We start from the raw sequence: 20,143 nt of genomic DNA, 5'->3' as shown, positions 1-20,143 counted from the left end.
CATCTGCAAAAAAGGCCTGCTTACATCGTAAAAGCAGACCTTTTTCTTATATAATCAAATAATTGATGTGTTTTAATCTTTGAATTTCAACGCAGCCTGAAATAGGTTTTTCTTTCCTATTAAATCATATTCGTCGTTATATTCAGGCTGATACATCAGGATGAAAACTCTGCTGTCAAAATCTTTTAAATTAATAGGCTGGTCTACCATAATATCATAAAACCTTGTAATAGTACGGGTAGCTGTCCATTGTTTTGCATTACCTTTAGGATTTTTATCAAATCTGTGATCTTTCGCATCCGTATAATACCAATAGGAAGGAGCAGAATCCATCAAAAACATTTCCTTGTCCTTGTTATATAATTCCTCTGCCATACCCGTATTCTGAAACCATGGAACCTTTTCTATGCTTAAAAGTCCCAAAGCTCCTGCATAGATATCTTTATTTGTAGTGGCACCTACTAAAAAACCTTCTAAATTGGTAGAAGTGATTTCGAACATAAAAGTGGATTTCTTCAATTCATAAACATCATTCACAGGCTGAATCACTTTTCCATCCTGCTTTATTACTACTTTTAAGGATTGCGCGAAAGTCATAAAATTTAATAAACAAAAAAGAAAGGTCAAACTTAATTTTTTCATTGTATCTCTTTAAATAATTTCAGCAAAGATATCGGTCTTTATTGCCATACGCACTGGCTGGTTTCAGGGGTTTTTATTTTAAATACAGGATGTTTTAAAACCATTAAGAAGGATTTAAGAAATAAAGTGTAGTTAAGATGAATCATTCTTATTTTCAAGCGTAAAGCGAAGCTTGTTTTAATACGTTCAGTTTTTTTCCTTAAAACAAATCCGCCTTCAATTGTATCTTTATATAAGCCGTTTTCTGCTTTTTACCATTTACCACAGCGGAATTAAGTGGATAAACTTCTGCATAAAAGGTATTGTTATCTGTCCAGAATGCCTTTTTATCATCAGCTATTTTGAAGTTGGTGAAATTCACGTATAAAAGATTGTCCTGTTTCTTGGTTTGTGATAAGTATTTAGTGATAATAAAATTACTTCCCACGTCATTATTAGATGAAACAGAGGTAACCCAGCTCTTGGTTGGGAGAATTTGTGGATAGCCATCAGTACTCAATTCAAACATTACAGCATTTTTAATATTATAAAAAGAATAGTAAGAATCTGCTACTTCATCAGAATTCTCTTTAAAAACCTCCAGATTCAGGAAAGGTGATCTTCCTACATATTCATTGGCAAGCGGACCAGTTTCTGCAGATATACTTTCATGCTGTGTAATAACCTCTTTTCTGCCATTTTCAATGTATACCCAGTTATCATCCTGTAGTTTCATATTCGGATTTTTCACCAATGTTTCATTGATTCTATTTTTTGAATTGGCCTTAAATTCCTGCTCTGAAATCTCTGCAATAGTACCAAATTTCTTAAAAGATTTATTTTTAAAATCATCAGATTGTTTAAATGTGCTGCTTCTGATCTCATAAAGATCCACACCATTTAAAGTTAATTCAAATGACGGAGTGAATTGTGACTTCAAAACAAAAGCTTCAATGCTGTTCGAAATATTGTTATGAATGCTGTAATGAATAGAGTAGAAGTCTTCAAACTCTTCAAATCCATAATAATTATCGAACTTATTGTAAGCTACTTTCAGATGAGCGGAATCTTTATTCGGAGCCACAAAAAACTGTATAGAATCCAGTTTGGTAAATAATTGAAAGGGCACCTCCTGAACATTCTCCACTCCTTTTATTTTTTTGAAATCAGCAAGTGTTATTGTTTTTTGCTTAACTTCAGTTTTTGATGTGCTGGTTTCTGATGTTTTGTTCTGTTGATTGCATCCCACAAAAACCAATATAGATGATATAACGATTTGATTGAGTATTTTCATTTTCTATATTTTGGGCAAATGTATCAGTATTAAGGTCTGTAGCCAACAAAACCGTCTGATATCGGCAATAAATGGCTGAAAGCAGGGATATATTGAACGGTAGATTTTGGAGAATTTTACACACTGTAAATTAAAATATGTAAATTATTTTTTGAAGATGAAAAACGTAATAACCAGCTTTTCAATTGTAATCATTTTATTAGCTTCTTGCTCTCCTGCTACGGAAAAAAAAGAGAGTAAAGTTGATTCTGCAAATTTAAAAACAAAAGAGATTTCAACTCCTGATCCGGTAAAGAATGCTGTTGAAAAATCAGAAATTCCAGGTGATTTTTCAACATTGGTTCCTATTGATCTCTTGAACAGCAAGAATACCAATGTGTACGAAAAATATGGTATAGAATTTTCTGGGAACTGTTATTCATGCGATTTGGCAAGCGTGTCTATAACAAAGAAGAGCATAAGATGGATCAATGTATGTGACGAAAAAGACACTTTCGAAATCCATGACTTCTCATATTCTACCGAAGGAAACAAAACTGTTTTTAAAACCCCGGAGAGAACTTATATTTTAACCCAAATAGATAAAGCACCCGTTTACGAACTTGTTATAGAAGGTCAGAAGCTGGAAATGAAAAACAAAAGAGTATCTGCTTATTTCACAACCAAAAAAGCTTTGCCTCTTTTTACAGAGCATGATTGTGGTGATTTTGGAGGATAGAGTAGCCTGGAACAATCTTTTTTTAATTAAAGCATAAAAAAACCTCAAAGTAATTTGAGGTTTCTTTATATTAAAATAATGACTTAATTATTTTGCTGGTTTTTTAGGACTCATCATCATAATCATTCTCTTTCCTTCAAGCTTAGGAAGTTGGTCTACTTTACCTACATGCTCTAGTTCCTGAGCAAGTTTTAAAAGCAAAATTTCTCCCTGGTCTTTAAAGATAATTGAACGTCCTTTAAAAAATACGTAGGTCTTTAATTTTGAACCTTCTTCAAGGAATTTTTCAGCATGCTTCTTTTTGAATTCGTAATCGTGGTCATCTGTCTGAGGTCCGAAACGGATCTCTTTCACTACCACTTTTACCTGCTTAGCTTTAAGTTCCTTCTGTTTTTTCTTTTGCTCGTATAAGAATTTTTTGTATTCTAATACTCTTGCAATAAAAGGTTCTGCTTTATCAGAAATTACTACTAAATCCAATTCCTGATCTGCAGCAATTTGTCTTGCTTTGTCAATTGGATAAATTCCTGGCTCTACGTTATCGCCCACCAAACGAAGCTCTCTCACACGAATTTTATCGTTGATCAAGTGTAAGTCCTCTTGTACCGGACGTCTTTGTGGGCCCCTGTTGTTAAATCTTTGTGCTATTGTATTATAATTTTATTGGTTAACTACTTAATTTAATTGATTTAAATATTTAAAATTGAAAGATTCATTAATGTTTAATCTTTGAATCCTTCAATCTTTTAATTTTAAACTTATATTGCTGCTTCTTTTTTGAAGTAAGCAACGAAATCCTCCATCTTCATCACTCCAAGATCTCCTTCGCCACGTCTTCTTACAGAAATTGTGCCTTCTTTTTCTTCATTTTCTCCTACTACAAGCATGAAAGGAATCTTGTTCAATTCCGCATCACGGATCTTTTTACCGGTCTTCTCGTTTCTGTCATCAATCTGACCGCTAATATCGTGATTTTCCAAAAATTGTGAAACTTTTTTTGAATAATCTACATATTTTTCACTGATCGGTAGAATAATAAACTGATCCGGGCTTAGCCATAATGGGAAATCACCTGCAGTGTTCTCCAGCAAAATAGCAATGAAACGCTCCATAGAACCAAATGGTGCTCTGTGGATCATTACCGGTCTGTGCTTTTCATTATCATTTCCGATATAATGAAGGTCAAATCTTTCCGGTAAGTTGTAATCTACCTGGATAGTTCCCAGCTGCCATTTTCTTCCTAAAGCATCTTTCACCATGAAGTCAAGCTTAGGACCGTAGAATGCCGCTTCTCCGTATTCAACTACCGTTTTTAGACCTTTCTTTTGAGCTGCATTGATGATCGCACTTTCTGCTTTCTCCCAATTCTCATCAGAACCGATATATTTTTGTTTGTTTTCAGGGTCTCTTAATGATACCTGAGTTACAAAATCCTCAAACCCTAAAGATTTGAATACGTAAAGCGTAAGGTCAATTACTTTTTCAAATTCTTCAGAAAGCTGATCCGGAGTACAGAAAAGGTGAGCATCATCCTGAGTAAATCCACGAACTCTTGTCAATCCGTGAAGCTCTCCACTTTGCTCATATCTGTATACTGTACCGAATTCAGCATATCTTTTTGGCAAATCTCTGTAGCTCCATTGTGAAGTCTTGTAAATTTCACAGTGGTGAGGACAGTTCATTGGCTTCAGTAAAAATTCTTCTCCTTCATTTGGAGTTTTAATCGGCTGGAAGCTGTCTTCCCCATATTTATCCCAGTGTCCTGAGGTTACATACAATTCTTTTGCCCCGATGTGTGGAGACATTACGAATTCATAACCTCCTTTTTTCTGAGCATCAGAAAGGAAATTCTCCAACTTTCTTCTTAAAGCAGTACCTTTTGGTAACCAAAGGGGTAAACCGGCACCTACTTTTTCAGAGAATGCAAAAATTCCAAGTTCTTTACCTAATTTTCTGTGGTCTCTTCTTTTAGCTTCTTCCAATCTTTCAAGATATTCAGTAAGGTCTTTCTGTTTTGGGAAAGAAATACCGTATACTCTTGTTAATTGAGGATTTTTTTCATTTCCTCTCCAGTAAGCTCCTGCTGCATTTAAAATCTTAACCGCTTTTACAATTCCAGTATTCGGAATGTGACCACCACGACATAAGTCTGTGAAGTTATCGTGTGTTACAAAAGTGATTTCTCCATCATTAAGATTAGAGATCAATTCTACTTTGTAAGGGTTATCTGCATATGTTTTTAAAGCATCTTCTTTAGAAACCGGATATAGAGAGAATGTAGATCCTTTCTTCGCGTTTTCTAAGATCTTTTTTCAATCTTTTCAAAATCTTTTTCAGATAAGCTTTCATCCCCGAAATCTACGTCATAGTAGAATCCGCTTTCAATAGCCGGACCGATCGTCAACTTAGCATTAGGATAAAACTCAAGGATAGCCTGCGCCAAAAGGTGGGCAGAAGAATGCCAGAAAGCCTTCTTTCCAAGATCATCATTCCAGGTCAAAAGCTGTACCGTAGAATCCGTGGTTATAGGTGTGGTTATTTCTACTTGTTGGTCATTAACAATTGCGGAGATGGTGTTTCTTGCCAATCCCTCGCTTATAGATTTTGCCACATCTAGAGGAGTCACTGCTCCTTCGAATTCTTTGACGCTATTGTCTGGAAGTGTAATTTTTATCATTGTTTACTAAGAAATTTTAAGATGCAAAAATACGGAATTTTTAGATAAAATACTATATTAGCCTATATTTAGAATGAGAATTAATATTAAAATGAAAAAGTTATTCGTAGTTTTTGTCTCATTGAGTGCCACATTCTGTTTTTCGCAGAAAAGTACATCCCCATTTTCTGTTACTTACAATAGAAATATTGAGACATATTTTCTTGCAGAAATACTGTCTGCAGAGCACCGAAAGAATAATAAGGATTTTGAACTTTATAAAATAAAAGAATGTTCTGTCTATCAGCCGGTTGTTAAAAATGCTTTACAGAAATACGGCCATTTGAAAAACTCAGATATTGCTGTTTCCACTGCCAGGCTCAATGATATTTTAATGGAAAAATATGGTGCCGGAAATGATGCAATGATGAAACCTCTGATGTATCACAAGGAATTTCCGGATGTGAAATGGATTAATGAATATCACTTTGAAAACAATAATCTTACAAAAGAACAGAATAAAGAAGCAACAGATTTAATTAAAAATTATCTTTCAGCGCTTTCAAAATTTTATATTCAGGAGAATATCGGGCAGTTTTTTAAAGAGAACCAAACCTTTTATAATGGCGGAATAACGGAATACAGCAAACAGATTCCTGACGGATTTACAAAAGCCATGGAACAATTTTATGGTGAAAGTTTTAACACCTATACGATCATTATTTCTCCTATGATGATGTGGCCCATTGAAGATCATGAAGGAAGAGGAATTGGCACCAATGTTACATTGCCATCTGGAAAACAGAATATTTACGAGATTGCCAGTCCGTTTGTGAAGGTACAAAAACCGGGAGAATTCGGGTATGACAATCAATTTCAGGCCAGGTTTTTAAGTGTTCATGAATTTGGACATTCCTTTGTTAATAAAGAAGTCAATCAAAACAAAGATAAGCTTACGAAATTTAAAGACTTATTTGAAAAATCAAAACTAAAGGAAACCATGGTCAAAACAGGAGGTTATGGAGATTATCAGACCTGCGTTGCTGAACATTTGGTAAGATTAGGGGAAATTGAGACCGCCAGAATTCAAAAAGATGAGGAAAGGGTAAAAAGACTTCAGGAATATCATCTGAAAAATAATTTCATTTTTATCCCTTTATTAGAAGAAAAAGTAAAAGAATATAATTCTAACAGGAAAAAATATAAAACATTCGGAGCTTTCGTACCGAAACTGCTTGAAGTTTTTGAAAACAGTTCTGTAGAATTTATCAATGATGAACTGAACAAAGTAAAGAAATAAAAAACTCCAATATTACACTACTATGAATACTATAAATATAGATCTGCACTGCGATTTATTATATTATCTGCTGAGATCCGATGCTGCTATTGATGACAAAGAAATTGGCTGTTCACTGCCTTATTTACAGGAGGGAAATGTAAAACTTCAGATCATGGCAATGTATGCCGGAACAGGAGCAGATAGTACAGTTTATGGCTTGGAGCAGAGTAAATTGTTTTCAAACCTCATTAAAAATGATAATTTTTTCTTTTTTAATTACGATAATTATGAGGCTGAGGAAAATAAAAATCGGGTAGGAATTCTTGCTTCTATCGAAAATGCATCCGCTTTTTGTGATGAAAGCCAAAGTCTTGATTCCGGATTTAAAAATCTTGAAACGATTATTGAAAATGTAGAAAAAGTCTTCTATATTGGGATTACACATCATTTAGAAAACCGTTTTGGGGGTGGAAATAATGCAACTGCAGGCTTAAAAGACGATGGAAAAGTGCTGATTGACTATATCGCTGACCGCAAAATTGCCATTGATTTAGCACACACAAGCGATCAGTTGGCTTACGATATTTTCACTTATATTGATCAGAGAAATTACTCAATTCCTATTCTGGCGAGCCATTCCAACTATAGGTCTGTTTATAAAAATAACAGGAATCTTCCTGATGAACTGGCAAAAGAAGTGATTAAAAGAAAAGGTTTGATTGGACTTAATTTTATTAAAGATTATGTGGATGTCGAGAATCCCGAAAGACTCTACGAACACATTCAATATGGTTTGGATCTTGGCGGAGAAGAAAGCATTGCTTACGGAGCAGATTATTTCTACTGGAAGGATCATCCGGACAAATCCCGTCATCCATTTTTCTTCCCGGAGCATTCCAATGCATCTGTATATCCACAGATCAATAAAGAAATTGAAGAACGTTTTTCATCAGAGCTGGTAGAAAAGATCAGTCATAAAAATGCACTGAATTTTATAGAGAATCTATATAAATAAAATTTTCGTATCTTATTAAATCAAAGCGTAATTAACAGGTCGCTCCTCCGGAGCTCTAATTTTAAAAATAAATACTTCTATTAATAGTTAGCTCCTATTGGAGCCGGATTTGATCCCATCGGGATCTACTGTTAGTAGAAAAAATGAAGTTTCTTTAAAAGAAAGCTCCGGAGGAGCGACCTGTTAATACATAAATCTGTAAAATTATATTTAAAAGAAAATAGATTTGTATGTTTTATTTTACATGAAATTAAATATGATAAAATATTGTAAAATAATTCTTTATGTATTTTTAATTAATGTTTTCTTTTATACTTCACTTTCTGCTTAATGATCTCAATGACATCCACATTCTGTACTTTAGATTTGATCCATCCATGGATGTCAATATAGAATAATGAACGTCTGTAATATTCATTATTGGAATACTCTTCCAGCTTTTTATCAAAACTTTCAAAGGCTTTCTGTCTCTGATCCAATACCTGATTATTAAGATTCTTAAAAAACTGAATACTTTCAAAATGGAATTCTTCCGGCTTTTTCATTTTTTGGCAAACTTCAAAGTAGAAGCAATGAATTCATCATAATCTTCATCATTTCCAGACTCATATTTTGCCATTAAGATCAGAATTCGGGTATGAAACAAAAGATCTTCCTGCACATTTCCTTTAGATTCTATCACTCTCATAGAATATTCAATGGACTTATCAAACATTTTACTGCCAAAGAACATGGCTGCCATTTTAAGGTAAAGAATCATGAAATGGTGTTCATCAATTCTTTCTCTGAGTCTTTCCATTTTTAATTCTACTTCAGGAATAAGTTTGGTTCCCGTAAAAAACTCTCCTTTTACAAAGTGAATATTCATCAATGTGTTATACTGAGTAAGGAAAATAAGAGACTGAAGATTTTCATTCTGAACAAAATTTTCTGCATGTACCATTGTATTGAAATTCTCAAAATGTTCTTCCAGGATATCAATATTTCCATACAAAAAAGGATTTTCAACAGATAAGTATTCCCCTTGATATACCAAACCGGATGGCTGTAGATCATTTCAGGTTTTTTATGGAAAAGGTCTACCCATTGATAAGCATATTTTAATGTGTATTTGTAATCCTGTAAAAGTTGGTTTTTCCACACATGGGCTTTGTAATACCAAAGTTTTTCTGTGAAGTTAAGCTTTTCGGGGTTTATATTTTTAATCTGGGCATTGAAAACATCCATCACTTCCTGTCGGTCTGTATCATTTTTTACATAGCCGTGGGTAAGCATTTCACTGTATAATTTCAATGAAAGATTAGATAATTTTGTGGTATAACGATTCTGTTTACTGATCTCCTGGGATTGCTTGATCAATTCTTCGGCACGGCCTTCAATACTTCGTGTAATAAATTGGGATTCAATTACTTTTTCAAGATCTATGATTTCCGAAGCGATACTTTTCTCATCCAATTCCAATGCAGTTTGCTTAGTTTTGTCTAATATCTTTAAAGCCTGTTTGTAAAGTCCTTTTTGATACAGGATATTGGCGAAATCCAATTGTTCACGAAGCTGGATTCTATAGTTCTGATGACTTGGGTTCATACGAAGGCTCACCAAAATCTGTTTGTAAAGATGAGCTTTCAGGTTGGAAAGCTGTTGTTTGGTAGAAATTTTTTTCTCTATAATAATGCTTTCATCATATTCTTTCATCTTATCCATTTCGGAAAATAACAATAGAAATTTGGCATCTACGTTAATTCCGAGACGGTTTACATATAACTTAAACTGTCTTTTTTCAGAGGTGGTCAATGACTTTACCAATACAAACAAAAAATCTTTCTGCAATTCTGCCATTGTAAATTTTTAGAAATTAAATTATTGATTAACAAATGAATACAATTGTTTTTTCAGCTGTTGAATATTGTAATTTTCAAAAAAAATGAAATTGAAAAAATATTGCATGCTGTAGTTTTGAGCCAAAATTAAGTAAAAAACTTCACTTATGAATTCCGAAAAAATCGAAATTTTTGATACGACACTGAGAGATGGGGAACAGGTTCCGGGATGTAAACTGAATACGGAACAAAAGCTGATTATTGCTGAAAGGCTTGACGAATTAGGAATTGATATCATTGAAGCGGGATTCCCAATTTCGAGCCCAGGAGATTTTGAATCTGTTTCAGAAATCTCAAAACTGGTAAAAAATGCAAAGGTATGCGGGCTGACAAGAGCGAACAAAAAAGATATTGACGTGGCTGCGGAAGCTCTGAAATTGGCAAAGAAACCAAGAATTCACACCGGAATCGGAACTTCTGATTCTCATATTAAATATAAATTCAACTCAACAAGAGAAGATATTATTGAAAGGGCAGCAGATGCTGTGAGGTATGCTAAAACATATGTGGAAGACGTAGAATTTTATGCTGAAGATGCCGGAAGAACGGATAATGAATATTTGGCAAGGGTTTGCGAAGCTGTTATCAAAGCTGGAGCAACTGTCCTGAATATCCCTGATACCACAGGATATTGCCTGCCTGAAGAATATGGTCAGAAAATCAAATATCTGAAAGAAAATGTAAAAGGAATCGAAAAAGCGGTGCTTTCATGCCATTGTCACAATGATCTTGGATTAGCTACAGCGAATTCTATTGCCGGAGCCATCAACGGAGCACGTCAGATTGAATGTACCATCAATGGATTAGGAGAAAGAGCAGGGAATACAGCCTTGGAGGAAGTCGTCATGATTTTGAAACAGCATAAAGATTTGAACCTGCATACCGATGTGAATTCCAGAATGTTGAATGAAATGAGTACAATGGTGTCTGATCTTATGGGAATGTCTGTACAGCCTAACAAAGCTATTGTTGGTGCTAATGCCTTTGCTCACAGTTCGGGAATTCATCAGGATGGTGTGATTAAAAACAGAGAAACTTATGAAATCATTGATCCTGCAGAAGTAGGAGTGAATGCTTCTTCGATTATTCTTACTGCCAGAAGCGGACGTTCAGCATTGGCTTACCGCTTCAAGCATATTGGCTATGAAGTGACCAAAAACGAACTTGATTATCTATATCAGGAGTTTTTGAAAATCGCTGACCTTAAAAAAGAAATATGTAATGATGATCTGAGCCTGATGATGGATTCTTTCAATAGAAAAATTGGATAGGTTTGATTTAAATCAAGATAAAGTAAACAATGGACAACAATAAAAAGACACTTTTTGATAAAGTTTGGGACGCTCATGTGGTAGAAACCATTCCGGACGGACCTCAGATCATTTATATAGACAAACATCTTATTCACGAGGTAACCAGCCCTCAGGCTTTTGCTGAGCTTGAATCCAGAAATCTGGAAATATTCAGACCGGAACAGATTGTAGCCACTGCGGATCACAATGTACCCACTTTGCATCAGGAGCAGCCCATCAAAGATGAGCTTTCAAGAAATCAGGTAGAGCAGCTTACGGAAAACTGTCAGAAAAACAATATCGAACTTTTCGGATTAGGACATCAATATCAGGGAATTGTTCATATCATCGCTCCGGAATTAGGGATTACCCAGCCGGGAATGAGTATTGTGTGTGGTGACAGCCATACCTCTACGCATGGTGCATTTGGATCTATTGCCTTTGGAATTGGAACCAGCCAGGTTGCTCAGGTATTTGCCAGTCAATGTTTATTGCTGAACAAGCCAAAATCCATGAGAATTACTGTGAATGGTAAACTGAATGAAAATGTTCAGCCTAAGGATGTTATTCTTTATATCATTTCAAAAATAGGAACAGACGGAGGAACAGGATATTTCTGTGAATATGCAGGTAATGTATTTGAAGAAATGTCAATGGAAGGAAGAATGACAGTCTGTAACATGAGTATTGAAATGGGTGCCAGAGGCGGAATGATTGCTCCTGATGAAACCACTTTTAATTATGTACAGGGAAGAAAATTCGCTCCACAAAAAGAAGAATGGAATGAAAAAGTAGCCTATTGGAAAACTTTGAAAACAGATGAAGGAGCCATTTTTGATGAAGAATTAAGCTTTGACGCATCAGATATTTATCCAATGATTACGTATGGAACCAACCCGGGAATGGGGATTTCCATCCGCGAAGTTATTCCGGCACCACAAAATGAATCTGAAGAGAAAGCATTAAAATATATGGGACTGGCAGCCGGACAGACTGTCAACAGTATCAAAGTTAATTATGTTTTCATAGGAAGCTGTACTAACGCAAGAATAGAAGATTTCCGTTCTGCAGCCCAATATATTAAAGGGAAAAGCAAGTCAGAAGCTGTAAAGGCACTGATTGTTCCGGGATCTCAACAGGTGGTGAAACAGATTTATGAGGAAGGTTTGGACAAAATATTCAGTGAGGCAGGGTTTCAGATTCGTCAGCCGGGATGTTCAGCGTGTTTGGCGATGAATGATGATAAAATTCCGGAAGGAGAATATTGTGTTTCCACTTCCAACAGAAACTTTGAAGGCAGACAGGGACAAGGTTCAAGAACAATTCTTGCCAGTCCGCTTACCGCAGCAAAAGCAGCAATAGAAGGTAAAATCTCAGCTTTTGAAAGTGTAAACTAAAAAGAATTTAACCACAAAGACACAAAAGATGATAACACTTAATTAAGAAGAAGATTCCATTTGCTTGTAGAAAAAGAACACTTAAGCTTTTTGAAAATCTTTGATTTTCATTCTTATGTGAACTTCAGTTAAGTAAATTGAAAAATAAAAAGAAAACTTTTGTGCCTTTTGTGGTTCTAAGTCTAAACAATATAGAATAAATGCAAAAATTAGTTGTTTTAAAATCCCGCGCAGTTCCACTGCCGGCAGAAAATATAGATACAGACCAGATTATTCCGGCTAGATTCCTGAAAAGTATAGACCGAAAGGGTTTCGGAGAAAATCTGTTCAGAGACTGGAGATTCAATATACATACAGGAGAACCCAATCCGGACTTTGTTTTAAACAATCCTAAATTCGAAGGTGAGATTCTGGTGGCAGGAAATAACTTCGGTTGTGGAAGCAGCCGTGAACACGCAGCCTGGTCTTTAACAGATTATGGCTTTAAAGTAATTGTTTCCAGTTATTTTGCGGATATATTTAAAGGAAATGCCCTGAATAACGGACTTCTTCCCGTAAAAGTTTCCGAAGAATTTTTAAAAGAAATTTTAGAAGGAATCAATGAAAATCCAGACAATGAAATTGCTATTGACGTGGAATTACAGTCCATCAGCTTCAAAGATACTACAGAAACCTTTGAAATTGATTCTTACAAAAAAATATGCCTGCTAAACGGCTATGATGATATTGATTTTTTAATCAGCAGAAAGCAGACGATCACAGAATTTGAATTAGAAACACAAAAAGCAAATGAGCGACAATTATTTTAAAATTGCGGTTCTTCCCGGAGATGGGATTGGCCCGGAAATCATCAGTGAAAGCATTAAAATATTAGATGTTATTGCTGAAGCTTTTCAATGCAAATTCCATTTTGACTATGGATTAATCGGTGCAGAAGCTATTTTTAAAACAGGAAATCCTCTGCCTGAAGAAACATTAAAGATTTGTAAAGAATCTGATGCTGTGCTTTTCGGGGCTATTGGCGATCCGGTTTTTGATAATAATCCGGAAGCAAAAGTAAGACCTGAACAGGGATTATTGAAACTTCGTAAAGAACTGGGATTGTTTGCCAATATCCGTCCTTTGAAAACGTATGCATCTCTGATCGATAAAAGTCCTTTGAAAAGAGAAATTATTGAAGGAGCTGATATCCAGATTTTCAGAGAACTGGTAAGTGGAATTTATTTCGGTGAAAAATTTACAGATCCGGAAGGAGCTTATGCTTATGATGTCTGTAAATACAGCCGTGAAGATATTATTCCGATTGCTCATATGGCATTTCAGGAGGCTCAGAAAAGAAATAAAAAGCTTACCCTTATTGATAAAGCCAATGTTCTTGACACTTCAAGATTGTGGAGAAAAACGTGTCAGGAAATTGCACCGGAATATCCTGATGTACAGCTGGATTATATGTTCGTAGACAATGCAGCCATGCAGCTGATTCTTAATCCTAAGCATTTTGATGTTATTTTGACGGAAAATATGTTTGGGGATATTATTTCAGATGAAGCAAGTGTGATCGGAGGCTCTATCGGTTTGCTGCCATCTGCATCAGTAGGAGAGAAGAATGCTTTGTTTGAGCCTATTCATGGATCTTACCCACAAGCGAAAGGAAAGGGAATTGCTAATCCTATTGCTTCCATTTTAAGTGTTGCCATGATGTTGGATCATCTTAATTTAAAGGCAGCAGCAGATAAATTAAGACAATCTGTAGAACATGCAATTGAAAACAAGTATGTTACGATTGATCTTAACACCAAACAGTATTACTCAACAAGTGAAGTGGGAAGCTTTATTGCTGACCATATCAGATATTCTGAGAAGTCGTATTACAATTTTGAAAATGTCAAGATCGGAAAATCAACCATTGTATAAAAAAAGTTCATTTAGATAGTTAGAAAGAAAAGTTCCGCCTCGTATGAGACGGAACTTTTCGTTTTTTTTAATATTAATAAGCCTTCAAAGCTCTTTGTTATTTTGTATTATCCGTTTTTCCTGATTTATTTTTGGAAGATTTTTGGATGTCTTCTTTATCAATATTAGGCGGATTGGTCTTTTTCGAAGCGGCAGGAATATCCTGGAAATCCTGATTTTGCTTTTGGGTTTCTGCGGTATTGGCAGACTCTTTCTTTTGGGTGTTTCCTTTTTTATCCATGACTTTGAATTTTCAATATTATATAATGATATCATTCAAAGTGTTTGCCAAAATGGGAAACGGGTAAAATTTTATTCTTCCTAAAGACCCAAAATACCAATTTTTCCGGTTTTATCTTCTATTTCGTAATTTAAAGCTTTAGCCAGAACGAAAACATTATTCAGATTTTCCATCAGCTGTTTACGGCCTTCGGTTCTCAGCTGATTCTGATCAATAGATTTTTCTGCCGTTTCCTTAGCTTTCTGAGTAACATTTTTAATGTCTTTTTCCGAAATTCTGTTGATAAAAGAATCGTCCAAAGATTGAATTTCAACGCTCGGAGTAATTCTTATCTCAGCATCAGGAAGCTCGGTAATGATGAGTTTTTTGTTGATGGAATCTACTTCGATCTTCATTTTGTTAAGATCATAAGAAACCTGAGCATTAGTTTTTGTGTAAGTAATAATGCTGTTGCTGGAAATCTCTTTCCCAAAAACTTCATAACCCATTTTGGTTTTCTGCATGCTGGAAGTATTCTGCTCCATGACCACCATCTTATTCATCTTGGAGATCTGATTGGTCAGGATATAATAATCTGACTTTTCAGTTTTATTTCCAAGGTTCAAACAGGATTTCAGACCGAAAAACAGCAGCACCATCGCACCGGCACCGGCTGCAAAAGATAATATGGTTTTATAATTTCTCAAAATCTATTTAAAAATTTCTTTGATGACAGATGAATCGTTCTTTTTCAAAATTTGAACTAAATCTCTTTCAATATATCCAGTAGTGGGCATTTCTATGATTCTGCCAACCTCTTTTCCGTATCTTTTCAGGATAATGGTAGGAACTTTCTGAATATTATAAAGACTTTCTTCTCCGGCAGGAGATTCTTTCTTACGGTTTACCGCAATAATAGTCAGTTTGCTTTCAGGATAGTTGGCTTCTTCCAGTATCTTCATTAATCTTGGAACATCTCGGTGGCTGTCTTCGCACCATGTTCCCATGAAAACAATAATATCATAACTCCCAAGTTTTCCCTTTCTTAATTCGCTTACAGCTTGTTTGTCAATAGCATATTCATCATGTTCTTTCACATACCAATCGGCATAAGGAGCTTTCAAAAACTGCTCTTTCAGCTGGGCACCTAAAAGCATTTTGCCATCTTTCTGAGAATCAACCTTACGGTTCACCACTACTTTTTGAGCACTCAACTGTTGTGCCGCTAAAAATAGGCTTGAAAAGACAACAATATTGGTAATAAATTTTTTCATATTTTATTTTTCGATAATTGATTTTAAATCAGCAGGAGAGTAGTATTTGTTTTTCAATACTTTATGATCTGCCTGTCTGTAAACATTGTATTTTTCTCCGGACTTTTCATAAAAAGATTCTACTTCCTTCTCTTTGTAAAATTCAACAGTTTCTTTTGCCTGTTCTTCATTATCACATGCTTTAGACATATTAGAACGCTGAACTTCGTTGAATAGCTCTACAAATTTGCTGCCAAGTCCGAATTCAAGCACTGCACCACTCAAAACATACTGAAGATCACACAATGCATCCGCAATTTCTACAAGATTATTATCTGCAATGGCTTGTTTCAGTTCGTTTAATTCTTCCTGTAAAAGTTCTACTCTAAGGTTGCATCTTTCCGGAGAAGGAATTTGTGGGGTATCTAAAATAGGGGCTTTGAAAGTAGTATGGAATTCTGCTACTTGGTTCAGACTATCAATTTTATCCATGAATTTTTTTATTTCCCACAAAGATAGAAAAGGATTTCTAAAATGTGAAATGTACAGCAGGAAATGTATGAATAAAGCTTTAGAGAAAATGTTTTAAATAAAATAGAAGATATAATCATCTCTTAAACAGAAAAATCTGTATGATCAGGGGGAAAATTTAATCAAAAAACCACAACTGTAAAAATTGTGGTTTTATTGTGAACCGATTTAATTCTATTCAATTATTTTAATTCTTCATATTTCCAGACTCCTGAGATATTCAATATCATTAATCCGGGTTGTTTTTCACCATAGCTGAATACGCAGATGTATTTTGAATGGCAGGAAGAACATTCTGTACCAAAATATAAAGTGGGGAGATCATTAACGGTCAATTCACCAAAATGAAACATTCTTTGAGAAGTTCCGTTAACGATTCCGTGTTGTAACAATTCATCTTTGGATAATACTTTATCTTCATGATACAGTTGAAAGATAGGGAACCCGGATGAATAGGGTGCTATTTCAAATGTGTTTTTGTGACCGCAATCACAGCAGGTAAAAATTGTTGTTGCAGAGGGAAGAGCTTCATCATTAATAAAGGTACTTTTTTCAACAGAAGCTTTTCCTGTAATTTTTATTTTTTCTGATATTGAATGCATCTGAATTGATTTATGGCTGAATAACTGTGCCTACTAAGTTAGGATATTTTCCGCTTGGGCTTTTCTTAATGGTAACTTTTATATAGCCTTCTTCTGCCAGTTTGTTCCATGTTTTCTGATATCCGGTGTTGATGTCAATTGGAATTTTCCACATGGTTTGTTTTCCTTTTCCTGCCTGGCTGAACCAGGGAATAATATCTGCGGTCTGGGTTTTAAACTGCATAGAATTGTTCAAAACATCAATTTCATAATAGAAATCATATTTGTCTTCAGCTTGGTTTAGAGCTCTTTGGGTAAAAGTATAAGTGTAACCATTGATAATAGGGCTTGTAAAACTGCCACCTAAAGTAGGAACTCCGGTTCCGTTATAACTTCCGACAGCTCCGCTGTATCTATCAAATTTCTGTCCAACCTGCAAAGGAACATCATCAACGATATTGTAACCTCCATTAGCTGGTGGCCATCCACCATTTAAACTGTTAGCTTTAAAAAGTGATTCCAGTTCACTCCATTTTCCTCTTTTGTACAGATCATAAGCTTGATTTCTGATGGCCTGGCTTACCGAATTGTTGTTGTCATACGTTGCAGCCAATTCATCAGCATTTTTGTAGAACACCGTGGTAATATCCGGGTTAACGTCCATTACATCATCATTATCTGAGCTACAGGCAACCGAGAACGTGGTAATGGCTAAAAGAAAAAAGTACTTAAATAAATGTTTCATATAAAAAATTTTAAATTATTTTAAAATTATTGAGGTATTAGAGAGGCTACCTTTTTGAAACATTATTCTTTTTGCAAAATCTTAAGTGAAATACTACTATGAATATTATTATTGTTTTCCGGTCTATATGATAAATTTCCAGGAGTGGAATTGGGTATAATACTACACTTTTCTGACAGTAAATGGTTGGAATATCAATTTACGCCAGAATAAATTCAAAAGAAGCCATTGCATAAGACGTTAAAAAACGGCTTGAAACTCCCTCAAATACAATCTGGGTAAACGGTACAACATAATATTGTGATGCGATAAATTTAAATTAAAAACTTAAATATTAGTAGTTTTATTTAAAATAAAATATTATTATGAAATTAATTACATTAATAAATAGTTTTAAATTAATATTTACTATTTTAATGTAAATAAAAAAGCTGCCCGAATGAGCAGCTTTCTGATTGAATTATATTCTTTTTACTTTTTAATGAATTGTTTAGAAAATCCTCCGAGTTGGATGACGTAGGTTCCATTGGTTAATTTATTAACATTCACTGTTCCGTTTTCCAGATTTCCCATGCTAACAAGTCTTCCGGACATGTCGTAGATTTTATATTCTTCGTTGCTGGTATTGGTAAGGGTAAGAATGCTCTTTACAGGATTAGGATACAGCTTGATTTCTGTGGATGATGAATTGCTGTCTGTAGGTTTATCATCAGAATTTTTTACGGAAATATTGGCATTATTGATATCAAAGAAAATATGATTGCTTCCTTTTACCATAATTCTTCCGGAATCTGTTAAGGCATCAGGAATTGTAATAGCCTGCGAGCCGTTATTAGGTACTCCGGCTAATAACGTGATCCATGTATTTCCACTATCTGTAGACCATAAAATATCTACATTGGCCGTATTAATACCATTAGCTGTGGTTCCTGCTACATCCCATGTAATGGTCTGTGAGCTTCCTTTTACGTAAGAAACCGCGGTATTTTGTGATGTGATCATAAACGGTCCGGCAGCTGGATTAACCGTTATCTCTGTATCATCAGAATTATTTCCGCCACCTCCGGCTTTGTTATCCCGAACAGTCAATCTGAAATTTAAAGTTCTGGCAACAGAAGGAAGTGCTTCCACATCTATTTCTGCGCCTGCTGTCTTAAAAGCGCCTGCTAAAACAGAAGACATTACAGGAAAATATCTTACAGAAGAGCTTGATGGTTTCCAAGATCTGAATATGGGACCCGCCGCTTTTGTATCTTTTGCCGCAGAGTTGGCTCCGGTTTCAGAAGAAGTTCCCTCATCCATTTGTTCCCAGATGTAAGTGAGTGGGTCTCCATTTGCATCAGTTCCAGATCCGGTAAGCATGAAAGGGGTACTTTTGGGAATAGTATAATCTAGTCCTGCATTTGCTGTAGGAACTGAATTTCCTGTAGGTGTATTAACGGAACATGTTTTGGTTTTGATATTATTGGTAATCTGTTCAATACTTAAAGCATGGAAAAACGGATCCGAATTACTCTGAATATCATAATTGGTAATACCTGCGTATCCCATGATAGTAGATCCTGAACCTGGTTCTACAGGTTTTAATCCAGATTGTGGTTCGTATGACCATGTGTGGTTTCCTCCGAACTGATGTCCCATTTCATGAGCTACAAAATCAATGTCAAAAGTATCTCCTGAAGGATTGCCGTTTGCCGGAGAGGTGTATCCGCTTCCTTTATAGCTGCTGGGGTAGGTTACCCCCTGATCCTGATAAGTAGACATATCATTGTCACAAATACATCCGATACATCCTGCATTGCCGCCGCCGCCATCTCTTCCGAAAAGGTGGCCTATATCAAAATTATTATTCCCGATAGAAGTGCTTAAATTGTTCATGAGCTCCAGATTCCAGTTGTTCATCTGTGAAGAGGGAGAATAAGGATCTGTAGTGGCATCGGTATAAATAATACTGTCATTATTGGCAATCAGTGTCATTCTTGCTGCAAAATCGTTTTCGAAAATACCATTTACGCGGGTCATTGTATTGTTCATCGCAGCTAAAGCCTGGGCTTTAGTTCCTCCAAAGTAAGAAGCATATTCTCCCGTACATGAAAGAGCAAGCCTGAACGTTCTCAATGTGGCATCATCTGCATTTTTATGGGTGAAAGTGCTTGAATTTCCTTTTTGAGCGACATCTAAAACTTTACATTCAAGTTTATTCAGATTGTCTTTACTGTCTGACTTTTTGTAAATGATATAAGTTGAAAGATCTTTGGTATAAGGTTGAATAAAAACAGCAGATTTGTCACCATAAATTTCCATTGAAGAAAGTCCCAGGGAAGAAATACTGAAATAAACCTTTGAAGCAGGATCTTCCATTCCTTCACCAATATAAGACTTGATGTCCGGATATTTAGCAGCCAGTTCAGGCTCAAAATTAGAATTTTCTGTTACCCTGAAGTTTTCCATTTTTCCTGTTGAATTGGGAAAAGAGATTATGATTTCAGATTTCTGTGTTGATCTTTTGGGGGCTTTTGCTAATACATTTTTTAATCCGCTTATATTCAAATGATAAAGTTGAGGATTTTCAAAACTTGACATGTTTTCCAGAATCGGAGAGGATCCCTTTGATGAACTTGAAGTCCATAAGCGATCTGTTTGTGCAAAAGAAATACCCGACAATGCGAGCATTCCCGTTATCAATAATTGTTTTTTCACGTCAA

20 protein-coding genes and 1 pseudogene are annotated in these 20,143 nt (G+C 35.2%); 7 read left to right on the top strand and 14 right to left on the bottom strand.

Features of this window, described 5'->3' with window-relative positions; genetic code table 11:
• Nucleotides 1-72: 72 nt before the first annotated feature.
• Nucleotides 73-597, bottom strand: coding sequence for a hypothetical protein (locus tag BOQ62_RS14370; protein WP_228414175.1), 525 nt, complete (start codon nt 595-597; stop codon nt 73-75).
• Nucleotides 598-841: 244 nt separating this feature from the next.
• Nucleotides 842-1,915, bottom strand: a complete 1,074-nt coding sequence (locus BOQ62_RS14365) for a resolvase (RefSeq protein WP_129040541.1) — start codon at nt 1,913-1,915, stop codon at nt 842-844.
• Between the two features lie 157 nt (nt 1,916-2,072).
• Between BOQ62_RS14365 and BOQ62_RS14360 the strand changes: the two genes are divergently transcribed.
• The gene (locus BOQ62_RS14360; RefSeq protein WP_129040539.1) at nt 2,073-2,633 is read left to right on the top strand and encodes a hypothetical protein; all 561 of its coding nucleotides are present in this window, start codon (nt 2,073-2,075) and stop codon (nt 2,631-2,633) included.
• An 87-nt stretch (nt 2,634-2,720) separates the two neighbouring features.
• Here the strand turns inward: BOQ62_RS14360 and infC are convergent, their stop codons facing one another.
• Together infC and thrS are read right to left on the bottom strand one after the other, a co-directional pair.
• Nucleotides 2,721-3,221 (bottom strand): translation initiation factor IF-3, encoded by a 501-nt coding sequence (infC, locus tag BOQ62_RS14355; protein WP_185114236.1) that lies wholly within the window; start codon nt 3,219-3,221, stop codon nt 2,721-2,723.
• Between the two features lie 170 nt (nt 3,222-3,391).
• Nucleotides 3,392-5,310 (bottom strand): annotated as a pseudogene (gene thrS, locus BOQ62_RS14350) (threonine--tRNA ligase).
• Nucleotides 5,311-5,401: 91 nt separating this feature from the next.
• Between thrS and BOQ62_RS14345 the strand changes: the two are divergent.
• Both BOQ62_RS14345 and BOQ62_RS14340 read left to right on the top strand, forming a co-directional pair.
• Nucleotides 5,402-6,589, top strand: coding sequence for a DUF4932 domain-containing protein (locus BOQ62_RS14345; protein ID WP_164976752.1), 1,188 nt, complete (start codon nt 5,402-5,404; stop codon nt 6,587-6,589).
• Between the two features lie 22 nt (nt 6,590-6,611).
• On the top strand, nt 6,612-7,586 hold the full coding sequence (locus tag BOQ62_RS14340) for a dipeptidase (protein ID WP_129040535.1): 975 nt from the start codon (nt 6,612-6,614) through the stop codon (nt 7,584-7,586).
• Between the two features lie 296 nt (nt 7,587-7,882).
• Here BOQ62_RS14340 and BOQ62_RS23385 read toward each other — a convergent pair whose 3' ends face one another.
• The 3 genes from BOQ62_RS23385 to BOQ62_RS23375 are packed head-to-tail and all read right to left on the bottom strand — an operon-like array spanning nt 7,883 to nt 9,425.
• The gene (locus tag BOQ62_RS23385; protein WP_228414172.1) at nt 7,883-8,131 is read right to left on the bottom strand and encodes a hypothetical protein; all 249 of its coding nucleotides are present in this window, start codon (nt 8,129-8,131) and stop codon (nt 7,883-7,885) included.
• Nucleotides 8,128-8,454, bottom strand: coding sequence for a hypothetical protein (locus BOQ62_RS23380; protein WP_228414170.1), 327 nt, complete (start codon nt 8,452-8,454; stop codon nt 8,128-8,130). Before BOQ62_RS23380 ends, BOQ62_RS23385 begins: the two co-directional genes overlap by 4 nt.
• Nucleotides 8,454-9,425, bottom strand: a complete 972-nt coding sequence (locus tag BOQ62_RS23375) for a hypothetical protein (RefSeq protein WP_228414168.1) — start codon at nt 9,423-9,425, stop codon at nt 8,454-8,456. Before BOQ62_RS23375 ends, BOQ62_RS23380 begins: the two co-directional genes overlap by 1 nt.
• Nucleotides 9,426-9,573: 148 nt before the next feature.
• Here BOQ62_RS23375 and BOQ62_RS14330 point away from each other — a divergent pair, with 148 nt between their 5' ends.
• The 4 genes from BOQ62_RS14330 (at nt 9,574) to leuB (ending at nt 14,069) form a co-directional block, all read left to right on the top strand.
• Entirely contained in the window at nt 9,574-10,737 is a 1,164-nt protein-coding gene (locus BOQ62_RS14330; RefSeq protein ID WP_129040533.1) for a 2-isopropylmalate synthase, read from the top strand.
• A 29-nt stretch (nt 10,738-10,766) separates the two neighbouring features.
• The gene (leuC, locus tag BOQ62_RS14325; RefSeq protein WP_129040531.1) at nt 10,767-12,155 is read left to right on the top strand and encodes a 3-isopropylmalate dehydratase large subunit; all 1,389 of its coding nucleotides are present in this window, start codon (nt 10,767-10,769) and stop codon (nt 12,153-12,155) included.
• 200 nt (nt 12,156-12,355) lie between these two features.
• Nucleotides 12,356-12,964: a 3-isopropylmalate dehydratase small subunit gene (leuD, locus tag BOQ62_RS14320; protein WP_129040529.1), complete on the top strand. Its 609-nt coding sequence runs from the start codon at nt 12,356-12,358 to the stop codon at nt 12,962-12,964.
• Nucleotides 12,945-14,069: a 3-isopropylmalate dehydrogenase gene (gene leuB, locus BOQ62_RS14315; protein WP_129040527.1), complete on the top strand. Its 1,125-nt coding sequence runs from the start codon at nt 12,945-12,947 to the stop codon at nt 14,067-14,069. Before leuD ends, leuB begins: the two co-directional genes overlap by 20 nt.
• A 97-nt stretch (nt 14,070-14,166) precedes the next feature.
• Here the strand turns inward: leuB and BOQ62_RS14310 are convergent, their stop codons facing one another.
• The 7 genes from BOQ62_RS14310 to BOQ62_RS14280 form a co-directional block, all read right to left on the bottom strand.
• Nucleotides 14,167-14,349, bottom strand: a complete 183-nt coding sequence (locus BOQ62_RS14310; protein ID WP_129040525.1) for a hypothetical protein — start codon at nt 14,347-14,349, stop codon at nt 14,167-14,169.
• A gap of 80 nt (nt 14,350-14,429) precedes the next feature.
• The gene (locus tag BOQ62_RS14305) at nt 14,430-15,035 is read right to left on the bottom strand and encodes a DUF4230 domain-containing protein (RefSeq protein WP_129040523.1); all 606 of its coding nucleotides are present in this window, start codon (nt 15,033-15,035) and stop codon (nt 14,430-14,432) included.
• 3 nt (nt 15,036-15,038) lie between these two features.
• On the bottom strand, nt 15,039-15,602 hold the full coding sequence (locus tag BOQ62_RS14300) for a TlpA family protein disulfide reductase (protein WP_129040522.1): 564 nt from the start codon (nt 15,600-15,602) through the stop codon (nt 15,039-15,041).
• A gap of 3 nt (nt 15,603-15,605) precedes the next feature.
• Nucleotides 15,606-16,073: a nucleoside triphosphate pyrophosphohydrolase family protein gene (locus BOQ62_RS14295; protein WP_129040520.1), complete on the bottom strand. Its 468-nt coding sequence runs from the start codon at nt 16,071-16,073 to the stop codon at nt 15,606-15,608.
• Between the two features lie 221 nt (nt 16,074-16,294).
• Nucleotides 16,295-16,714: a hypothetical protein gene (locus BOQ62_RS14290; protein WP_129040518.1), complete on the bottom strand. Its 420-nt coding sequence runs from the start codon at nt 16,712-16,714 to the stop codon at nt 16,295-16,297.
• 10 nt (nt 16,715-16,724) lie between these two features.
• Nucleotides 16,725-17,438: a glycohydrolase toxin TNT-related protein gene (locus BOQ62_RS14285; protein ID WP_129040516.1), complete on the bottom strand. Its 714-nt coding sequence runs from the start codon at nt 17,436-17,438 to the stop codon at nt 16,725-16,727.
• Between the two features lie 471 nt (nt 17,439-17,909).
• A complete protein-coding gene (locus tag BOQ62_RS14280) occupies nt 17,910-20,138 on the bottom strand; it encodes a zinc-dependent metalloprotease (protein WP_129040514.1) in 2,229 nt (742 codons plus the stop codon).
• Between the last annotated feature and the right edge of the window lie 5 nt (nt 20,139-20,143).

It is taken from the genome of Chryseobacterium sp. CH21 (assembly GCF_004119445.1).
Lineage (GTDB): Bacteria > Bacteroidota > Bacteroidia > Flavobacteriales > Weeksellaceae > Chryseobacterium.
This window is presented reverse-complemented; position numbering and strand designations above follow the sequence as displayed.

Excerpts from the sequence above, each read along its gene's own strand:
- BOQ62_RS14370 (WP_228414175.1), bottom strand. The coding sequence starts at position 597 with ATGACTTTCGCGCAATCCTTAAAAGTAGTAATAAAGCAGGATGGAAAA.
- BOQ62_RS14365 (WP_129040541.1), bottom strand. The coding sequence starts at position 1,915 with ATGAAAATACTCAATCAAATCGTTATATCATCTATATTGGTTTTTGTG.
- BOQ62_RS14360 (WP_129040539.1), top strand. The coding sequence starts at position 2,073 with ATGAAAAACGTAATAACCAGCTTTTCAATTGTAATCATTTTATTAGCT.
- BOQ62_RS14345 (WP_164976752.1), top strand. The coding sequence starts at position 5,402 with ATGAAAAAGTTATTCGTAGTTTTTGTCTCATTGAGTGCCACATTCTGT.
- BOQ62_RS14340 (WP_129040535.1), top strand. The coding sequence starts at position 6,612 with ATGAATACTATAAATATAGATCTGCACTGCGATTTATTATATTATCTG.
- BOQ62_RS23385 (WP_228414172.1), bottom strand. The coding sequence starts at position 8,131 with ATGAAAAAGCCGGAAGAATTCCATTTTGAAAGTATTCAGTTTTTTAAG.
- BOQ62_RS23380 (WP_228414170.1), bottom strand. The coding sequence starts at position 8,454 with ATGAATATTCACTTTGTAAAAGGAGAGTTTTTTACGGGAACCAAACTT.
- BOQ62_RS23375 (WP_228414168.1), bottom strand. The coding sequence starts at position 9,425 with ATGGCAGAATTGCAGAAAGATTTTTTGTTTGTATTGGTAAAGTCATTG.
- BOQ62_RS14330 (WP_129040533.1), top strand. The coding sequence starts at position 9,574 with ATGAATTCCGAAAAAATCGAAATTTTTGATACGACACTGAGAGATGGG.
- leuC (WP_129040531.1), top strand. The coding sequence starts at position 10,767 with ATGGACAACAATAAAAAGACACTTTTTGATAAAGTTTGGGACGCTCAT.
- leuD (WP_129040529.1), top strand. The coding sequence starts at position 12,356 with ATGCAAAAATTAGTTGTTTTAAAATCCCGCGCAGTTCCACTGCCGGCA.
- leuB (WP_129040527.1), top strand. The coding sequence starts at position 12,945 with ATGAGCGACAATTATTTTAAAATTGCGGTTCTTCCCGGAGATGGGATT.
- BOQ62_RS14310 (WP_129040525.1), bottom strand. The coding sequence starts at position 14,349 with ATGGATAAAAAAGGAAACACCCAAAAGAAAGAGTCTGCCAATACCGCA.
- BOQ62_RS14300 (WP_129040522.1), bottom strand. The coding sequence starts at position 15,602 with ATGAAAAAATTTATTACCAATATTGTTGTCTTTTCAAGCCTATTTTTA.
- BOQ62_RS14295 (WP_129040520.1), bottom strand. The coding sequence starts at position 16,073 with ATGGATAAAATTGATAGTCTGAACCAAGTAGCAGAATTCCATACTACT.
- BOQ62_RS14290 (WP_129040518.1), bottom strand. The coding sequence starts at position 16,714 with ATGCATTCAATATCAGAAAAAATAAAAATTACAGGAAAAGCTTCTGTT.
- BOQ62_RS14285 (WP_129040516.1), bottom strand. The coding sequence starts at position 17,438 with ATGAAACATTTATTTAAGTACTTTTTTCTTTTAGCCATTACCACGTTC.